14 protein-coding genes, 1 pseudogene and 1 riboswitch are annotated in these 15,214 nt (G+C 33.9%); of the genes and pseudogenes, 2 read left to right on the plus strand and 13 right to left on the minus strand.

Annotated elements, in window-relative coordinates; all coding sequences use genetic code 11:
• Positions 1 to 68: 68 nt before the first annotated feature.
• The 6 genes from LQ622_RS07625 to LQ622_RS07650 all read right to left on the minus strand — a co-directional run bounded on the left by LQ622_RS07625 (position 69) and on the right by LQ622_RS07650 (position 5,419).
• Positions 69 to 590, minus strand: a complete 522-nt coding sequence (locus LQ622_RS07625) for a hypothetical protein (RefSeq protein ID WP_196307586.1) — start codon at positions 588 to 590, stop codon at positions 69 to 71.
• Between the two features lie 2 nt (positions 591 to 592).
• A complete protein-coding gene (locus LQ622_RS07630) occupies positions 593 to 1,357 on the minus strand; it encodes a hypothetical protein (protein WP_196307587.1) in 765 nt (254 codons plus the stop codon).
• 181 nt (positions 1,358 to 1,538) lie between these two features.
• A complete protein-coding gene (locus tag LQ622_RS07635) occupies positions 1,539 to 2,201 on the minus strand; it encodes a DUF2750 domain-containing protein (RefSeq protein WP_025904446.1) in 663 nt (220 codons plus the stop codon).
• A gap of 95 nt (positions 2,202 to 2,296) precedes the next feature.
• Positions 2,297 to 3,490 (minus strand): L-aspartate--L-methionine ligase LdmS, encoded by a 1,194-nt coding sequence (gene ldmS / locus LQ622_RS07640; RefSeq protein ID WP_239762104.1) that lies wholly within the window; start codon positions 3,488 to 3,490, stop codon positions 2,297 to 2,299.
• A complete protein-coding gene (locus LQ622_RS07645) occupies positions 3,487 to 4,674 on the minus strand; it encodes a M20 family metallopeptidase (RefSeq protein WP_037589813.1) in 1,188 nt (395 codons plus the stop codon). The genes ldmS and LQ622_RS07645 overlap by 4 nt, the downstream gene beginning before the upstream one ends.
• A 59-nt stretch (positions 4,675 to 4,733) precedes the next feature.
• Positions 4,734 to 4,833: riboswitch (SAM riboswitch) on the minus strand.
• A gap of 43 nt (positions 4,834 to 4,876) precedes the next feature.
• A complete protein-coding gene (locus LQ622_RS07650) occupies positions 4,877 to 5,419 on the minus strand; it encodes a GrpB family protein (protein ID WP_025904443.1) in 543 nt (180 codons plus the stop codon).
• A gap of 137 nt (positions 5,420 to 5,556) precedes the next feature.
• Between LQ622_RS07650 and LQ622_RS07655 the strand changes: the two genes are divergently transcribed.
• Positions 5,557 to 6,024 (plus strand): S-ribosylhomocysteine lyase, encoded by a 468-nt coding sequence (locus LQ622_RS07655; RefSeq protein ID WP_025904442.1) that lies wholly within the window; start codon positions 5,557 to 5,559, stop codon positions 6,022 to 6,024.
• Between the two features lie 723 nt (positions 6,025 to 6,747).
• Here the strand turns inward: LQ622_RS07655 and LQ622_RS07660 are convergent.
• From LQ622_RS07660 to LQ622_RS07680, 5 genes are all read right to left on the minus strand, one after another.
• Positions 6,748 to 7,098, minus strand: coding sequence for a DoxX family protein (locus tag LQ622_RS07660; RefSeq protein WP_025906386.1), 351 nt, complete (start codon positions 7,096 to 7,098; stop codon positions 6,748 to 6,750).
• Complete coding sequence (gene deoB, locus LQ622_RS07665) at positions 7,098 to 8,282, minus strand: phosphopentomutase (RefSeq protein WP_025906387.1); 1,185 nt, start codon at positions 8,280 to 8,282, stop codon at positions 7,098 to 7,100. The genes LQ622_RS07660 and deoB overlap by 1 nt, the downstream gene beginning before the upstream one ends.
• Positions 8,283 to 8,293: 11 nt before the next feature.
• Positions 8,294 to 9,595 (minus strand): pyrimidine-nucleoside phosphorylase, encoded by a 1,302-nt coding sequence (locus LQ622_RS07670; RefSeq protein ID WP_037589816.1) that lies wholly within the window; start codon positions 9,593 to 9,595, stop codon positions 8,294 to 8,296.
• An 82-nt stretch (positions 9,596 to 9,677) separates the two neighbouring features.
• Complete coding sequence (gene deoC / locus LQ622_RS07675; RefSeq protein WP_159315422.1) at positions 9,678 to 10,340, minus strand: deoxyribose-phosphate aldolase; 663 nt, start codon at positions 10,338 to 10,340, stop codon at positions 9,678 to 9,680.
• An 84-nt stretch (positions 10,341 to 10,424) separates the two neighbouring features.
• Positions 10,425 to 11,360, minus strand: a complete 936-nt coding sequence (locus tag LQ622_RS07680) for a sugar-binding transcriptional regulator (RefSeq protein ID WP_126477248.1) — start codon at positions 11,358 to 11,360, stop codon at positions 10,425 to 10,427.
• Positions 11,361 to 11,472: 112 nt separating this feature from the next.
• On the opposite strand from LQ622_RS07680, the gene deoD reads away from it, so the two are divergent.
• Entirely contained in the window at positions 11,473 to 12,183 is a 711-nt protein-coding gene (deoD, locus tag LQ622_RS07685) for a purine-nucleoside phosphorylase (RefSeq protein ID WP_025906394.1), read from the plus strand.
• Positions 12,184 to 12,451: 268 nt separating this feature from the next.
• On the opposite strand, the gene LQ622_RS07690 is transcribed toward deoD, so the two are convergent.
• Both LQ622_RS07690 and LQ622_RS07695 read right to left on the minus strand, forming a co-directional pair.
• On the minus strand, positions 12,452 to 13,708 hold the full coding sequence (locus tag LQ622_RS07690) for a (Fe-S)-binding protein (protein WP_239762102.1): 1,257 nt from the start codon (positions 13,706 to 13,708) through the stop codon (positions 12,452 to 12,454).
• Positions 13,698 to 15,107: pseudogene (locus tag LQ622_RS07695) on the minus strand (FAD-binding oxidoreductase). Before LQ622_RS07695 ends, LQ622_RS07690 begins: the two are co-directional and overlap by 11 nt.
• Positions 15,108 to 15,214: the final 107 nt, after the last annotated feature.

Here is a 15,214-nt window from a genome sequence, read left to right on the forward strand (position 1 = left end):
ATTATTTGGGATAAATGATTTTACTACGTTGGGATGTAGTAACTACCTTAGTAGTTACTAATAATGTATCAAACAATCTTCCCACCGTCAACACGAATCGGCAAATATAATTTCTTCAACTTATGACCATTGCGGTCGAGATAAACGACTTCCAATTTATGTTTACCTTTAATATTATCAAGGTTAGTGCTAAAACTTAAACGAGCTTCGTATTTATCATAAGTCTCACTAGCTGTTTTATATTTACTATTTTTCAATTCATATTTTCCGCTACTTGTATCATATAAATCATCAACAAGTAAAATGAAAGCTCCATCTATGTTTTTTTCAAATTCATATTTTGATCCTTTATTTTTTAAAATCGTCATATCCATATCTATTGTTATTTCATTACTAACAGTATACGCATCTAAATTACTGATTTTTAACTTGCCTACACTTATTTCATGATTATGATTTAATTGAATCTCCTCTTTTTTTAATTCGTAATCTGTAAATTTTTCATTTGCCTTTACATATTGATGGTACCCTACTGAACCAATACTTAAAAATAGAACGACTAAAACGGTAATGATGAGTGTTTTTTTCATAGTTATTCACCTACTTTGATGACTTTTTCTTCGCTGCTTAATCTATATATGTATGTAATCAATACAAGATAAATCGATATACAGAATAAACTCGGTAAAAATTGTGAATTATATATACCATATGATATTAATAAGAAATGTATAGGCGATACAATTATATCGACTATCATGAATTCTGTGATTGCATAAAATAGTGTTTGAAGAATGAAAGGTATGAACTTAACAATAACCTTCTCACCAAAATATAATAGTAATGATATTGAGAATACGTTTGTTACTATGCCCCATAAACCTACAAACACAATTAACGATAATATAAATATTGTTGGATAATCATAATACATAGAAATGATCATTGGATTATCTGAAAAAATGCCACCGAATTGTTTAAATACAATATCAGGTTTTATATTCGGTAAAATCATAAACATTCCTAAAAAATTTATTAAAAGTGGTATAGTTACCATAATAAACGATACAACACTCGAATAAATTAATGTTTTAAACTTTGATTTCAAATTTAGTTTATAAAATAACGTACTAACGCCAATTGAAATGAGCAATGGCATAATCCATACATATAAAATAGATAATAATGAGCCACCATTAATCATGATATTTTCTGTGTAAGGCGTATACTCTAGTAGTTGATGTTCTCCATGCTCTATTTTGACATTCCACAAATGAATAATGGATATTGAACATAAAAGTAGAAAAGAAATTATAAATTGCCATTTATAAATGATTAATTTTAAGTGCTTAAGCATATCAATCGCCTCCAATTACTATAATTTACCATTTTTTGATTTATTATAACCTCCAGTTAGTATTTTTACAACAATCGAATAATATTATATTATTAATTAATTGCAATTAATTCGAAAGACAAAAAAAGACGCTTGCTTTATAGCGAGCGTCTTTTGTAATTACAATTATTTATTTAATAATTTAACAAGGCATTGCGTTTAAAATGGCTTTTGGATCTGTTACTGTACCGATCATGCCTGATTTTAAGTTGATTCCTAATGCGATGTCTTCTTGTTTCAAGTCTTCTAACCATTCTTCGAAGACTTCTGTTTCTACTTCAATAATATCGTATTCTTCGAAGTCATCACGGTGTACTTTTTCTGCTAATTTGCGTGTACTCCATACTGTCATCATGTTTGGTAGACTTGCATCTTCTTCTGATACGATAATGAATTGTTTTTGTCCTTTTACTGTTAACCCGTAAACATAGTTTTCGTTACAAATGTCTTCTGCAAATTCATCTATTCGGATATCATCTAGTTCACTCATGATTTCTTCTATGAATGGAATTGCTTCTACTTTTATTCCGTTATCTTCTGCTGATTTGTCCACAATGAATTGATCGCCTTCATCAAGGATATCATCCATTTCGTATGTAACAAATCTATCTAAATCTAACTCCATAATTTTATCGTATTTAGTAATTTCATACGATTTCAAATATGATTCTGCACTTTCTTTCGTTGACCAAATTAGACGAAAATCAGTATCGCCGTCTCTTAAGATTTTACGGTCATTCAGCACAACATAAAATCTTTCTTTTGTTAATATTTGTTTAAATTTAGACATATCCTGGATAGCCATTCTACCACCCTTTTCTTTATATTTAATCCCAATAAAATATATTATACGTATTAGGTATAAGTCAATATAAAAGAAGTTAAATTGTAAAAAATTTTTTATTTATTTTGACTACTTAATGCATCTAGAAAAAGTTGCTCTTGTTCTAATGCCTTTTCTTCAGTTTTTGCATGCCAAATTCCAACAAATCTTGATTTTACGTTGTCTTTTCCGAAATAGTCACCATCATAGTATGCAAGTGGATAGAGGTGGCCATTTTTGATGAATTGTTCTATTGTATTGATGAAATGCGTGTTATCTCCTTTTGAATGATAACTTAGAAATTTATGAAAACCTTCATGTAAACGATCTTTAAGTAATAACATACTTGTTGAACCATTTTGTCTGAAGTTTAAATCAATTGCATAAACGTCATGGTTTTTATCTACGAGAAGATCAAACCCTGATACACCTTTATAACCATGCTCAACACCATTTTTCATAATTTCATACCCAGCATCTATAACACTTTGTGGTACATGATTTGAATTCACATTACCATTGTAGAAGCCATATTCATCTGTAAGCTGTTTAACAGCACCTATATATTGTATACCCGTCTTTTCACTATATACGTATTGAACACAATAATTATCAATTTCTTCAATGAATTGTTCGATGATAATGTATTTTGTATCTGATGCTTCTTTAATTCTATTTGTTGCTTTCTTTAAATCCGCTTTATTATAACAAATCATTACACCATACCCACCTGCTGTAGGTAACTCGTCTCCCGGTTTAATGACTAATGGTAAATCCCAGTTTTGAATAGCTTGTTCAAATTCTTCTGCTTTCACAATTTCACGTTTCGGTAAATATTTACCACCCGTCCATTGTTCAATTTTAGATTTATTATTTAAATCTATAAATTTAGGTTTATAAACGGCATATTCTTCGTCTTTACATAAATGTTGACCATGTATGTATTGGAAGAATATTTTTTTATTGTCAGATGTTAACTGTTGTAGTAAATGTTCATATTGCGTTCTATCTTTAAAAGTATATATATTGCTCGGAATATCCACATTTACTAATTTTAAAATTCGTTTAACATTATCTGTTAAACACGCTTCATGAACGATCATTGGCATATTACTAATAATCATTTCTCTTGCTGTTAAAAAATTAGATTGTGCTTCTTCAGCTTTTAACCAAGGATTATCTTCATAAGAAGGTCTTGCATTATATACAATACCTTCTTCATATAAATCTCTTAACGTTAAATTGAGTGGTTTCCTATATTCTTTGTTCATAACAAGTTCTCCCTTAATGTTTGATGATGCTCAATGATTTCATTTCTAAGGGATACATTCTCTATAAGTTCTAATCCCATTGATGCCAATATTTTCGCACCGTTAATTAATGCCTTATCACCCTTTGTACTTGCAGCAGCTTGGCAAAATTCTTTCGTATGACCGACTAAATTAGATGGTCCAATTTTAATGTGTGGATGTATAGTCGGTACGATATGACTTACATTCCCCGTATCTGTAGAACCAAAACCAAAATCGTCATCAATTACTTCTTCCCCAACTTGTTCAGCGTGCTTTCTAAATAATTCGTCTAGTGGTTTATTAATCACGAATTCATTTACACCATTTTGGATTGGTCTTAATTCATATGTACCGCCTGTTTGTATAGCTGCCCCTTCAGCTATTTTTCTCACTTTATCAGTAAGAATATCTAGTTCTTTTCGAGAAGTGGCACGCGTGTAGAAACGTGCATGAGTAAAGTCAGGAATAATATTCGCTGCCTCACCACCATTTAATATGACACCATGCACTTTATCTGTCTTTTTAATTTGTTGTCTTAACATGCTCACCCCATTAAAGAAAGATAACATAGCATCTAACGCATTAACCGCTTCAAAAGCATTTTCAGAGGCATGAGCGCTTCGTCCATAGAATTTAACATCAAATACATCTACAGCTAATGAAGGCACTGTCACGTACGTCTCATGGCCAGGATGGACCATTAGTGCAATATCAATATTATCGATAATACCAGCTTTCACATAAGTTGCTTTTGCACTACCATTAATACCCCCTTCCTCAGCAGGACAACCTAATACGACAACTTTTCCTCCGACTTGATCAATCACTTTAGACAAACTGATACCTGCTAACACACTTGATGTCCCAATAATATTATGACCACACGCATGACCGAGACCTGGTAATGCATCATATTCTGCTAAATATGCAATAGTTGGACCTTCTTTTCCTGAGTCATACGTTGCAATGAAACCTGTTGGATGTTTCGCAATATTCTTCTCTATCTTAAAATGATGACTCTTTAATTGATCGCTTAATAATCGTGATGCAAATACTTCTTCATTTCCTAACTCAGGACGTTCATGAATTTGATGACTCATTGATAAATATAAATGTCTATTTTGTTCTATATAATTAATAATATTTTGCGATAAGTTACTCATTAATGATTCACCTTTCCAATATAAAAGCGCACTACTTTGTAAGGAGTGCGCCAATCGTTCTTTTATCTTCCAGTAACAAACTGTAGGAATTGGCACCTTTCCATTATGGGAGGTTGCTGGACTTCATCGGGCCCTTCCCTCAGTCTCTCTTGATAATTCGTATGAAATTTGAATTTAATTCTAACTGTCTAACTCGGATATGTCAATGATTTGTTGCAATATCATTGGAATTTAAGTACCATTTTTCTGCTTTTTTCTCGAATTCTTTAATCATGCTGTCTTTTCCTTTATAGTACTGTTCACTGTCATCAGGAAATTCAATGACTAAGTCATGCTTGAGACGACTATATCTTTCTCTTTCTCCATTAAAAGCTCTTAAATAATCTCTAAAGGACAATAATCTTAAAATATGTGGGCTACCTTCATCATAAATATGTAAATGGTGAGAAACTGCACCGTAATGATCATATTTTTTGAAATATCGATTACCAATAACACCACGTTCTCCTTTAGATTCATATCCTAAAGCTGATAATTCATGTGTAAATTCATCAATTGATTTACTATCTTTGACAACTATTAATATATCTATAATCGGCTTCGCAGATAATCCAGGAATAGCCGTTGATCCTATATGTTCAATGCTGATACTATGTTCTTTCAATAACGACTGTAAATATTTTTTCTCTTCAAGAAAAAGGTGTTGCCATATACTGTCGTAAGGGACTACACGTAAACGCTCCATCTCATCACCTAATTTCAGAATAATTTATTAATATTATCTTATAAAGTAACATAGAAAGAAAGTAAAAGAAATCTGAATTGATTGTTTTTTCAAAATTAACTTGATATAATGATGCCGAAATCAAAGGAGGAATCTTCATGACAAAAATGAATGTAGAAAGTTTTAATTTAGATCATACGATAGTAGACGCACCATTTGTGAGACTTGCGGGAATCAAAGAAGGACTAAATGGTGATGTTATTCATAAATATGATATTCGATTTAAACAACCTAACAAAGAACATATGGAAATGCCTGCATTACATTCCTTAGAACATTTAATGGCTGAGAACATTAGAAACCATACAGACAAAGTGGTAGACGTAAGTCCAATGGGATGTCAAACAGGATTTTATGCTTCATTCATCAATCATGACGATTATGATGACGTACTTGCTATATTAGAAGCAACACTTAAAGACGTAGAACAAGCAACAGAAGTCCCAGCATGTAACGAAGTACAATGCGGATGGGCAGCAAGCCATTCATTAGAAGGCGCACAACAACTAGCAACAGAATTTTTAGCAGAACGCGATAATTGGAAAAATATCTTTAAAGAAGATTAATAAGGAGAGCCCAGGATATGACCTGGGCTTTTTTATGTTGGAATGGCGCTGGGCGTTGTGAACACTTCTGCCCAAACTTGTTCATAACGGGGGTCTTACGAACACTTTCGCCCAAACTTGTTCATAACGGGGGTGTTAGTTACAAAACTCGCCTGAAGTGTTACTATGGGCCGCCTTAGTTACAAAACTCGCCCGAAGTGTTACTATGGACAGTCTTAGTTACAAATCTCGGCTGAACTGTTACTATGGGCTGCCTTAGTTACAAATCTTGGCCGAAGTGTTACTATGGATAGCCTTAGTTACAAAACTCGCCTAAAGTGTTACTATGGGCCGCCTTAGTTACAAAACTCGTCTAAAGTGTTACTATGGGCCGCCTTAGTTACAAAACTCGCCCGAAGTGTTACTATGGGCCGCCTTAATTACAAATCTCGGCTGAACTGTAAACAAGGAGCTCCTTATTTGCACTTCTCTCCAAAACTGCTAATAACGCACCCACTATTTGCACTTCTTATCAAACTTGCTAATAACGCACCCACTATTTGCACTTCTTACCAAACTTGCTAATAACGCACCCACTATTTGCACCTTCAGCCAAACTTGCTAATAACGACACCTAACACCCAACTCCCCCAACATAATATTCATCTATTCCCTCCATCACGCTCACCCACAAATTAAAAAAGAGTTTGGGATACGATATCCCAAACTCTCTCTATATAAAAATTACATTTTTCTTACTAGTTTAATCATTACATATTGTAGTGGTAATCTACCCCACAACGCCCATTTTGGTAATTGTTTACCGTTTAATGGGATGTTCTTTTGCGCCATATAAACATTCGCTGGAAATACAGCTACTAAGAACCATTCGATTAATTTTTTCATTAAGCTACTTGGCTTTTTGATCATTAACATGATACCAAATACGATTTCCATCACACCTGTTATCCAAACAATCGCTTTTTTAAATGGTAAATAGTTTGGAACGATTGCTTCAAAACCTTCTGATCTTACGAAATGCATCACACCTGCAAATGAAAATCCTATTCCAAATAATCGTCTAACTATATTCATTACTTAATCCCCATCTCATTTAAATAGCTTTTACCGAATTCAGGTAGCGTCACATTAAAGTTATCTGCAATTGTTGCACCAATTGAACTAAATGTATCATCACCTGATAGTTCATGATATTCTTTAATGCTTGGACTATACATTAATAATGGTACATATTCACGTGTATGATCTGTACCTGGAGCAGTTGGATCGTTACCGTGGTCTGCTGTAATAATGACTAAGTCATCTTCATTTAATACTGCTTGTAAGTCTTCTAATCGGTTATCAAAGTCTTTAATAGCTTGTGCGTAACCTTCTTTATCTCTTCTGTGACCATACAATGCATCAAAATCAACCAAGTTTAAGAAGCTGATTCCAGTGAAATCACTTTTCACAACATCGATTAATTGATCCATACCGTCCATGTTATCTTTCGTTCTAATAGCTTTCGTAACACCTTCGCCATCATAAATGTCATTAATTTTACCGATTGCAATGACATCGTAATCCGCATCTTTTAAAGTATTCATAACTGTTTTACCAAATGGTTTCAATGCATAGTCATGTCTGTTTGATGTTCTAGTGAAGTTACCTGGCTCGCCAACGTATGGACGTGCAATAATTCTTCCTATTAGATATTTAGGATCTTTCGTAAGCTCTCTTACTTTCTCACAAATATCATATAATTCTTCTAAAGGAATGATATCTTCATGTGCTGCAATTTGTAGCACTGGATCTGCAGATGTATATACAATTAAATCTCCAGTTTCCATTTGATGCTTACCATATTCATCGATAATTGCAGTACCTGATGCTGGTTTATTTGCAACAACTTTTCTACCAGTGATTGATTCAATTTCTTTTACCAATTCTTCTGGAAAACCTTCTGGATAGACTTTAAAAGGTTTATCAATATTTAGACCCATGATTTCCCAATGTCCTGTCATTGTATCTTTACCAACTGAAGCTTCACTTAATTTAGTATAGAATGCTTCTGGATTTGAAACTTTTTGAACTACTGGTAAGTCTGCTATATTACCTAAACCTAACTTTTCTAAGTTTGGTAATGTTTCATTAAAACCTTCAAGTGTATGTTTTAATGTATGAGAACCTTCATCACCGAATGCTTTAGCATCTGGTGCTTCACCAATACCTACTGAATCCATTACGATTAAATGAATACGTTTAAATCGGTTTGTCATTTGACACACTCCTAATCTGTAATCACTTTATGAATTAATGTTGGTTTAACTTGTTCGTCAGAAATTGTGATGTTTTCTAAAATTTTAGCTTCTACATCTTTAACATCTTCTTGGTTTGCGTAAATCGTTACTAACGATTCACCCGCTTCAACTTTATCGCCAACTTTTTTATTTAATACTAAACCAACTGCCAAGTCAATTATATCATCCTTTGTTGCTCTACCTGCACCTAAAAGCATTGAAGCAACACCAATTTCATCTGCAACGATGTGTGATACATAACCTGAAGTTTCAGCTTTAACTTCAAAAGTATATTGTGCTTGTGGTAACTTCGTAACGTCATCTACTACAGAACCGTCTCCACCTTGATTTTCAAGGAATACTTTGAATTTTTCTAATGCTTTACCATTTTGAATCACTTCTAAAAGTTTTTCTCTCGCTTCATCTAAAGTTTCAGCTTTCTTAGCTAATACAACCATTTGAGAACCTAAAGTTAATACAAGTTCAGTTAAATCTTCTGGACCTTCACCTTTTAATGTTTCAATCGCTTCTTTCACTTCTAAGCCATTACCAATTGCTCTTCCTAAAGGTTGGCTCATATCAGAAATAATTGCCATTGTATTTCTACCTACATTATTCCCGATTTTAACCATTGCATGCGCAAGTAACTCAGAATCTTCAATCGTCTTCATAAATGCACCTGCACCAGTCTTAACATCTAAGACAATCGCATCTGCACCTGCTGCAATTTTCTTACTCATAATTGAAGATGCAATTAATGGAATTGAATTGACTGTACCTGTAACATCTCGTAAGCCATATAGCTTTTTATCTGCAGGTGTTAAGTTACCTGTTTGACCGATTACTGCTACTTTATCTTTATTCACTAAATCGATAAATTCTTGTTCACTGATTTCAACATGGAAACCTTCAACCGCTTCAAGTTTATCAATTGTACCACCTGTATGACCTAAACCACGTCCACTCATTTTTGCGACTGGTACGTCTAATGCTGCTACTAAAGGTGCAAGTACAAGTGTTGTTGTATCACCTACACCACCTGTAGAGTGCTTATCAACTTTAATGCCTTCAATTTCAGATAAATCAATTTGATCGCCTGATTCAACCATAGCCATTGTTAAGTTTGCACGTTCTTCATCTGTCATATCTTGAAAATATATAGCCATTGCTAAGCTAGACGCTTGGTAATCCGGAATATCGCCTGCAGTATATCCTTTAACAAAAAATTCAATTTCTTCTTTCGTTAATTCTTTCCCGTCACGTTTCTTTGCAATTACATCAACCATTCTCATCGTTAATACCCTCCAATTTTTGTATGAATACGCTTACCTTAATTTGAAAAATTAAAGGTACTATTTCAAGTACCATTAATTTTTAGTAATCTGAATCTGACGCTTCACCTTTTAAAATTTTAACGCCTGCTGAAGCACCGATACGTGTTGCACCATTATCTATCATTGTTTTAACATCTTCGTATGAACGGATACCACCAGAAGCTTTTACGCCTAAATCAGGACCAACTGTTTCACGCATTAATTTAATATCTTCTGCAGTTGCACCACCAGTTGAAAATCCTGTTGAAGTTTTAACAAAATCAGCACCTGCTGCAACAGCAAGTTCACATGCTCTCACTTTTTCAGCATCTGTTAATAAAGAAGTTTCAATGATAACTTTAGTTGTTACACCGTTAGCTGCTGAAACAACACTTTCGATATCTTTTTTAACATCTTCATCTCTGCCGTCTTTTAATGCGCCAATGTTGATAACCATATCTACTTCTTGAGCACCTTTTTTAATTGCATCTTCTGTTTCAAATGCTTTAACTTCACTTGTGTTTGCTCCAAGAGGGAATCCGATTACTGTACATACAAGTACATCTGTCCCTTCTAATGCTTTCTTGGCATGTGCAACGTGTGTAGGATTGACACATACTGATTTGAATCCATATTCTTTCGCTTCACTTAATAAAGCATCAATTTGTTCCAAAGTCGTATCTGGTTTTAGTGCTGTGTGATCGATATATTTAGCTAATGACATGTTGAATCCTCCTAATATTTTTTGATTAACTCTATTATATAACGTTGTTGAACATTTGTAAAACGATAACTGAAATATTGTTCACTAATCTAATAACGCCTGTGCAGTGTATTGATCTGTAATTAAAATATTACTCAATTTACCTTCAAGTGCACCTCTAATAGAAGCGACTTTATGCTCACCTCCAGCAACTAATACTGAATGTTCTATGCCTTTCAACGCATCAAGATCAATACCTATTGTACGATTATTAATAGCTTCGTCTGCTACTTCACCTTTGCTATTATAAAATCTTGAACAAATATCTCCTACTGCTGATTTTTTAAGTCGGTCTTTTTCTTCTTCACTCAAAAATCCAAGTTTAAATAATAGGGCAGAATCTCTTACTGTTCCTACAGTAAAAATCGCAACATCAACTTGTCTACCTTGATCGAGTATGGATTTAATATGTCGGTCTTTTTCAACCATATCTTTAACTTCTTTTACATCAAAAATAACGGGTAACGGTAAATCTCTCGGTGTCGCATTATAAGCTTGAGCAAATCTTTCTAGAATTTGATGACTTCTCGTATCAACATCTGAAAAACTAATGCCACCCTTCAACTGGATAATACCAATATCATTAAAATGACTTTGTTCTAGATACTGAGAAACTTGATACATCGTTTTACCCCAACTTATACCAATATTATCCCCGTTTTTCACAATTTTATTTAAATATTCAGCAGTCTTTTTACCAATAGCCGTTTGAATATTTGAATAATCGTTATAAGATGCATGTTCAACAACACAATCTTTTAAATTGTATTTCGCCTTTAAAAGTGAAGCTAAACTTTCTGCATCTTGATAAGGGTCATCTATTTTAATCGTCACAAAGCCTTGATTTTTAGCATGATTTAATAATCTTGATATCGTTGGTCTTGAAATATTTAACTTTTTCGCAATCGCTTCTTGGCTCAAACCTTCTTGATAATAAAGCTTTGCAATCTTGATACTATCCTTGTTCTTTTGTAAATCCATCCCTATTCACCACTTTCTTTCACTCTTATCGTACAAAAATTCGCAAAAAATTTAAACAAATGTTATCTTTAAGATGAAAAAACTTTTATTTTATTTAAAGGAGAAGATAGTTATGACTCAAGGAACACCACATATTCAACCAAATGGTGTAAAAATCGCAAAAACAGTACTAATGCCGGGAGATCCATTACGTGCTAAATTTATCGCTGAAAACTTTTTAGAAAATGTAGAACAATTCAACGATGTAAGAAATATGTTAGGTTACACAGGAACTTATAAAGGTAAAGAAGTATCTGTTATGGGTTCAGGTATGGGTATCGCTTCAATCGGAATTTATTCTTATGAACTTTATAATTTCTTTGACGTAGACACAATTATTCGTATCGGATCATGTGGTGCTATGCAAGAAGATATCAACTTATACGATATTATTATCGCTCAAGGTGCATCTACGAACTCTCGTTATGTTGACCAATTCAACGTACCAGGTTACTTCGCACCAATCGCAGACTTCGGTTTAGTAGCAAGCGCTAAAAACAAAGCAGACGAAATAGGCGCAACATCTCACGTAGGTAATATCTTCTCAAGTGATATTTTCTATAATGCAGACTCAGAAGTAACAAGCAAATGGGCTAGATTAGGTATCTTAGGCGTAGAAATGGAATCAGCAGGATTATATGTAAATGCCGCAGCAGCTGGTAAAAAAGCATTAGGTATCTTCACAGTAAGTGACCACTTATTAAGAGATGAAGCAACAACAGCAGAAGAAAGACAAAATTCATTTACACAAATGATGGAAATTGCATTAGAAATCGCAGAATAATTATAAAAAGAGAGCTGAGACGATGATTACCGTCTCAGCTCTTTTCATTTGTGAAAGTGAAGGAGTAATATAGATTGCGTTAGGTTTCAGAATTTAGATAATTAGATGTCGCTAACTTCCATTATTTCGAATTGTGGTAGTTAGAATGCTGTAACTTTCATTATTCTGAATTCTGGTAATTAGGTGGGCGCTCACTTAGAGACATTTCTCAGAATTCTGTCCCTAACACCCGCACCAATTATCTCTCACCTTCATCTCGACATCCTCATTATTCTATACCACACGCTTCTGCAACGACTTCCACAATATGTTTGACTTGTATTTTATCTTCTAATCCTTCATTTTTAACACCTAGCAACATTTGCAAGTGACATCCTGGATTTGACGTGATGATTAATTGTGGTTCTATTTCTTTTACGTGACTCATTTTTCGATTTAAAATTTCCATCGATGCATCATAATTCACGATATTATATATTCCTGCTGAACCGCAACAGATGTCTTTTTCAGGTAATACTTTATATGTTAATCCTTTTATTTGATTGATTACTTTTTCAGGTTCATTGAATACATGTTGTACGTTTTGCAAATGACATGATGGCTGATATGTGGCTTGTATATTAATCGGGTGTTCTAAGTTCAAGTCAATATCTTCTAACATAACTGAAATATCTCTCACTTTATCAACAAACTGTTCTGCTCTAGCTTTCCACTCCGCTTCATTTCTCAACAAATGATCATATTCTATTAACGAAGCACCACAACCACCAATAGCATTGACATAATAGTCTACATCGTATTTTTCTAGCGCTTCAATATTTAATTTGGCTAATTTTCTTGCTTTATCCATTTCTCCTGCGTGATGTTGAAGTGCGCCACAACAAGTTTGTTGTTTAATTTCTACAACTTGAATATTATGCGCTTCTAAAATTTTTATCGCAAGATCGTTGATATGTGAGAAAAATGAATCCATCATACAACCTCTGAAAAAGCCAATTGTTGTTTTTTTCGTTCTAAAAGGTGTTTGATAAGGTCGTTTATCTTTTTGAACTGGTGGCAAAATCATTGCCATATTCCCTAATCTTTCAGGTAGTAATTTCAATGCATTTGTCTTACTTAAAATCCCTGAAACAAATGACGTATGATAGAGCTTCAAGCCTTTATACATCGCATCTATCATATATTGACGTTCTAAAAATACAGACATAATTTGCGTGTCTAATTTTTTATTTCGCTTTTCTCGTAATACTTCGACTGCCGATTCATAAATGTCTCCATACTGAACATTCGTTGGACAAACTGTTTCACATTGTCTACAGCCTAAACATAAATCAATCGCTTCTTCTAAATCTTTAAGTTCAGCTTTACCTTCAACTGCATATTTAACAAGATTGATTCTACCTCGTGGAGAATGTTTTTCTTCTTTCATCGTTAAATATGTAGGGCAAGACGGTAAACAAAAGCCACATTGAACACAATCAAAAGTCGCATCATAAGCTAATTTTTCGATTAGATTATTCGTCATGGACTAACACAAACCTTTCATGCTCGTCTGGAAAGATTTTACCTGGATTCAGACGATTATTAGGGTCCAATGCCTGTTTTACATCTTTCATAAATTTCATGCCTGCTTCATCAAATTCGTTATACATAAATGGCTTTTTAAACAATCCAATACCATGTTCACCACTTAATGTACCGCCTAATTTCAGTGAAGCTTTAAAAATTTCAGCAACTGCTTCTTCAGCTCATTTCATTTCTTCTGGCTTACGTTTATCAGTAATGATATTAGGATGTAAATTGCCATCTCCAGCATGCCCAAACACAACTAAATTTAATTGATAAGTTTGTCGGATTCTTTCAATTTCTTCAAAGAAAGCTGGAATTTGACTGACGGGCACACTTGTATCTTCGCTTATCTTTGTCGGTCCAAATTTCACGATAGCTGGTGACACAAGTTTACGCACTTCCCAAAGTTCGGATGCCTGTTTTTCATCTTCAGCAATGATGACTTTACAGCCAGGTAACGCAGCACATGTTTCTTCAATTATCTTCATTTCTGCTTCAAGTGCTAAAGGATGGCCATCTAATTCGACTAACAATACCGACTCAGCATCAGCCGTCACATTCTCAATTGGGTGTGTCGACAATACAGCATCAACACAATATTTATCCATAATTTCGATTTTAGAAGGTAATATACCTGATCTTAAAATTTTGGATACCGCTTCACCTGACGTAATAAAATCATCAAACTGCAACATTGCCGTCTTTGTATCAATCGGCTTAGGAATCAATTGTAAAGTAGCTTTTGTAATAATACCGAGCGTACCTTCTGACCCTACGATTAATTTCGTCATATCATAACCTGTTACATTTTTTACTGTGCGTCCACCACAGTGAATAATGTCTCCGTTGGCCGTTACAACTTCTAATCCAACAACATAGTCTTTCGTGACACCATATTTTAAGCATCTTGGTCCACCTGCATTTTCAGCCAAGTTGCCCCCAATTGTTGAAACACGAGAACTGGATGGATCAGGTGGATACATCAGTCCATATGATTCAGCAACTTTATGAATTTTCTCAGTGATAACGCCTGGTGAAACTTCCATCATTAAATCATTTTCGTAAACTGTTATTTCATTGTCCCATCTTGAAAAATCCAACACAATGCCACCATGAACAGCAAGTGGTCCCCCACTTAAACTTGTACCACTACCTCTCGGATAAATTGGTACGTCATATTGATTACTTAACTTTACAATATGCACGACTTCTTCAGTAGACATTGGCTGACAAATAATATCAGGCATATATTCACCGAAAGAAGCATCAAAACTATAACTTGAAAGATCCGCTACTTCTTTAGAAACGCGCCCATTATCTAAATGTTTCTTTAAAGCATGATAGAGTTCTTCCATGTTATCCCCCCTCAATATGAAATTATATTCATGATAGCACTGTTTACTTTAATTTTCATTTCAAGTGAATACGTTTACATTTATGATTTAAAAAATACCTAATCCAA

It is taken from the genome of Mammaliicoccus sp. N-M50, assembly GCF_022386995.1.
Classification (GTDB): Bacteria; Bacillota; Bacilli; order Staphylococcales; family Staphylococcaceae; genus Mammaliicoccus; species Mammaliicoccus sciuri_A.

What these genes read in the sequence shown, in the direction of transcription:
- LQ622_RS07625 (WP_196307586.1), bottom strand. Translation starts at nt 590, where the DNA reads ATGAAAAAAACACTCATCATTACCGTTTTAGTCGTTCTATTTTTAAGT.
- LQ622_RS07630 (WP_196307587.1), bottom strand. Translation starts at nt 1,357, where the DNA reads ATGCTTAAGCACTTAAAATTAATCATTTATAAATGGCAATTTATAATT.
- LQ622_RS07635 (WP_025904446.1), bottom strand. Translation starts at nt 2,201, where the DNA reads ATGGCTATCCAGGATATGTCTAAATTTAAACAAATATTAACAAAAGAA.
- ldmS (WP_239762104.1), bottom strand. Translation starts at nt 3,490, where the DNA reads ATGAACAAAGAATATAGGAAACCACTCAATTTAACGTTAAGAGATTTA.
- LQ622_RS07645 (WP_037589813.1), bottom strand. Translation starts at nt 4,674, where the DNA reads ATGAGTAACTTATCGCAAAATATTATTAATTATATAGAACAAAATAGA.
- LQ622_RS07650 (WP_025904443.1), bottom strand. Translation starts at nt 5,419, where the DNA reads ATGGAGCGTTTACGTGTAGTCCCTTACGACAGTATATGGCAACACCTT.
- LQ622_RS07655 (WP_025904442.1), top strand. Translation starts at nt 5,557, where the DNA reads ATGACAAAAATGAATGTAGAAAGTTTTAATTTAGATCATACGATAGTA.
- LQ622_RS07660 (WP_025906386.1), bottom strand. Translation starts at nt 7,098, where the DNA reads ATGAATATAGTTAGACGATTATTTGGAATAGGATTTTCATTTGCAGGT.
- deoB (WP_025906387.1), bottom strand. Translation starts at nt 8,282, where the DNA reads ATGACAAACCGATTTAAACGTATTCATTTAATCGTAATGGATTCAGTA.
- LQ622_RS07670 (WP_037589816.1), bottom strand. Translation starts at nt 9,595, where the DNA reads ATGAGAATGGTTGATGTAATTGCAAAGAAACGTGACGGGAAAGAATTA.
- deoC (WP_159315422.1), bottom strand. Translation starts at nt 10,340, where the DNA reads ATGTCATTAGCTAAATATATCGATCACACAGCACTAAAACCAGATACG.
- LQ622_RS07680 (WP_126477248.1), bottom strand. Translation starts at nt 11,360, where the DNA reads ATGGATTTACAAAAGAACAAGGATAGTATCAAGATTGCAAAGCTTTAT.
- deoD (WP_025906394.1), top strand. Translation starts at nt 11,473, where the DNA reads ATGACTCAAGGAACACCACATATTCAACCAAATGGTGTAAAAATCGCA.
- LQ622_RS07690 (WP_239762102.1), bottom strand. Translation starts at nt 13,708, where the DNA reads ATGACGAATAATCTAATCGAAAAATTAGCTTATGATGCGACTTTTGAT.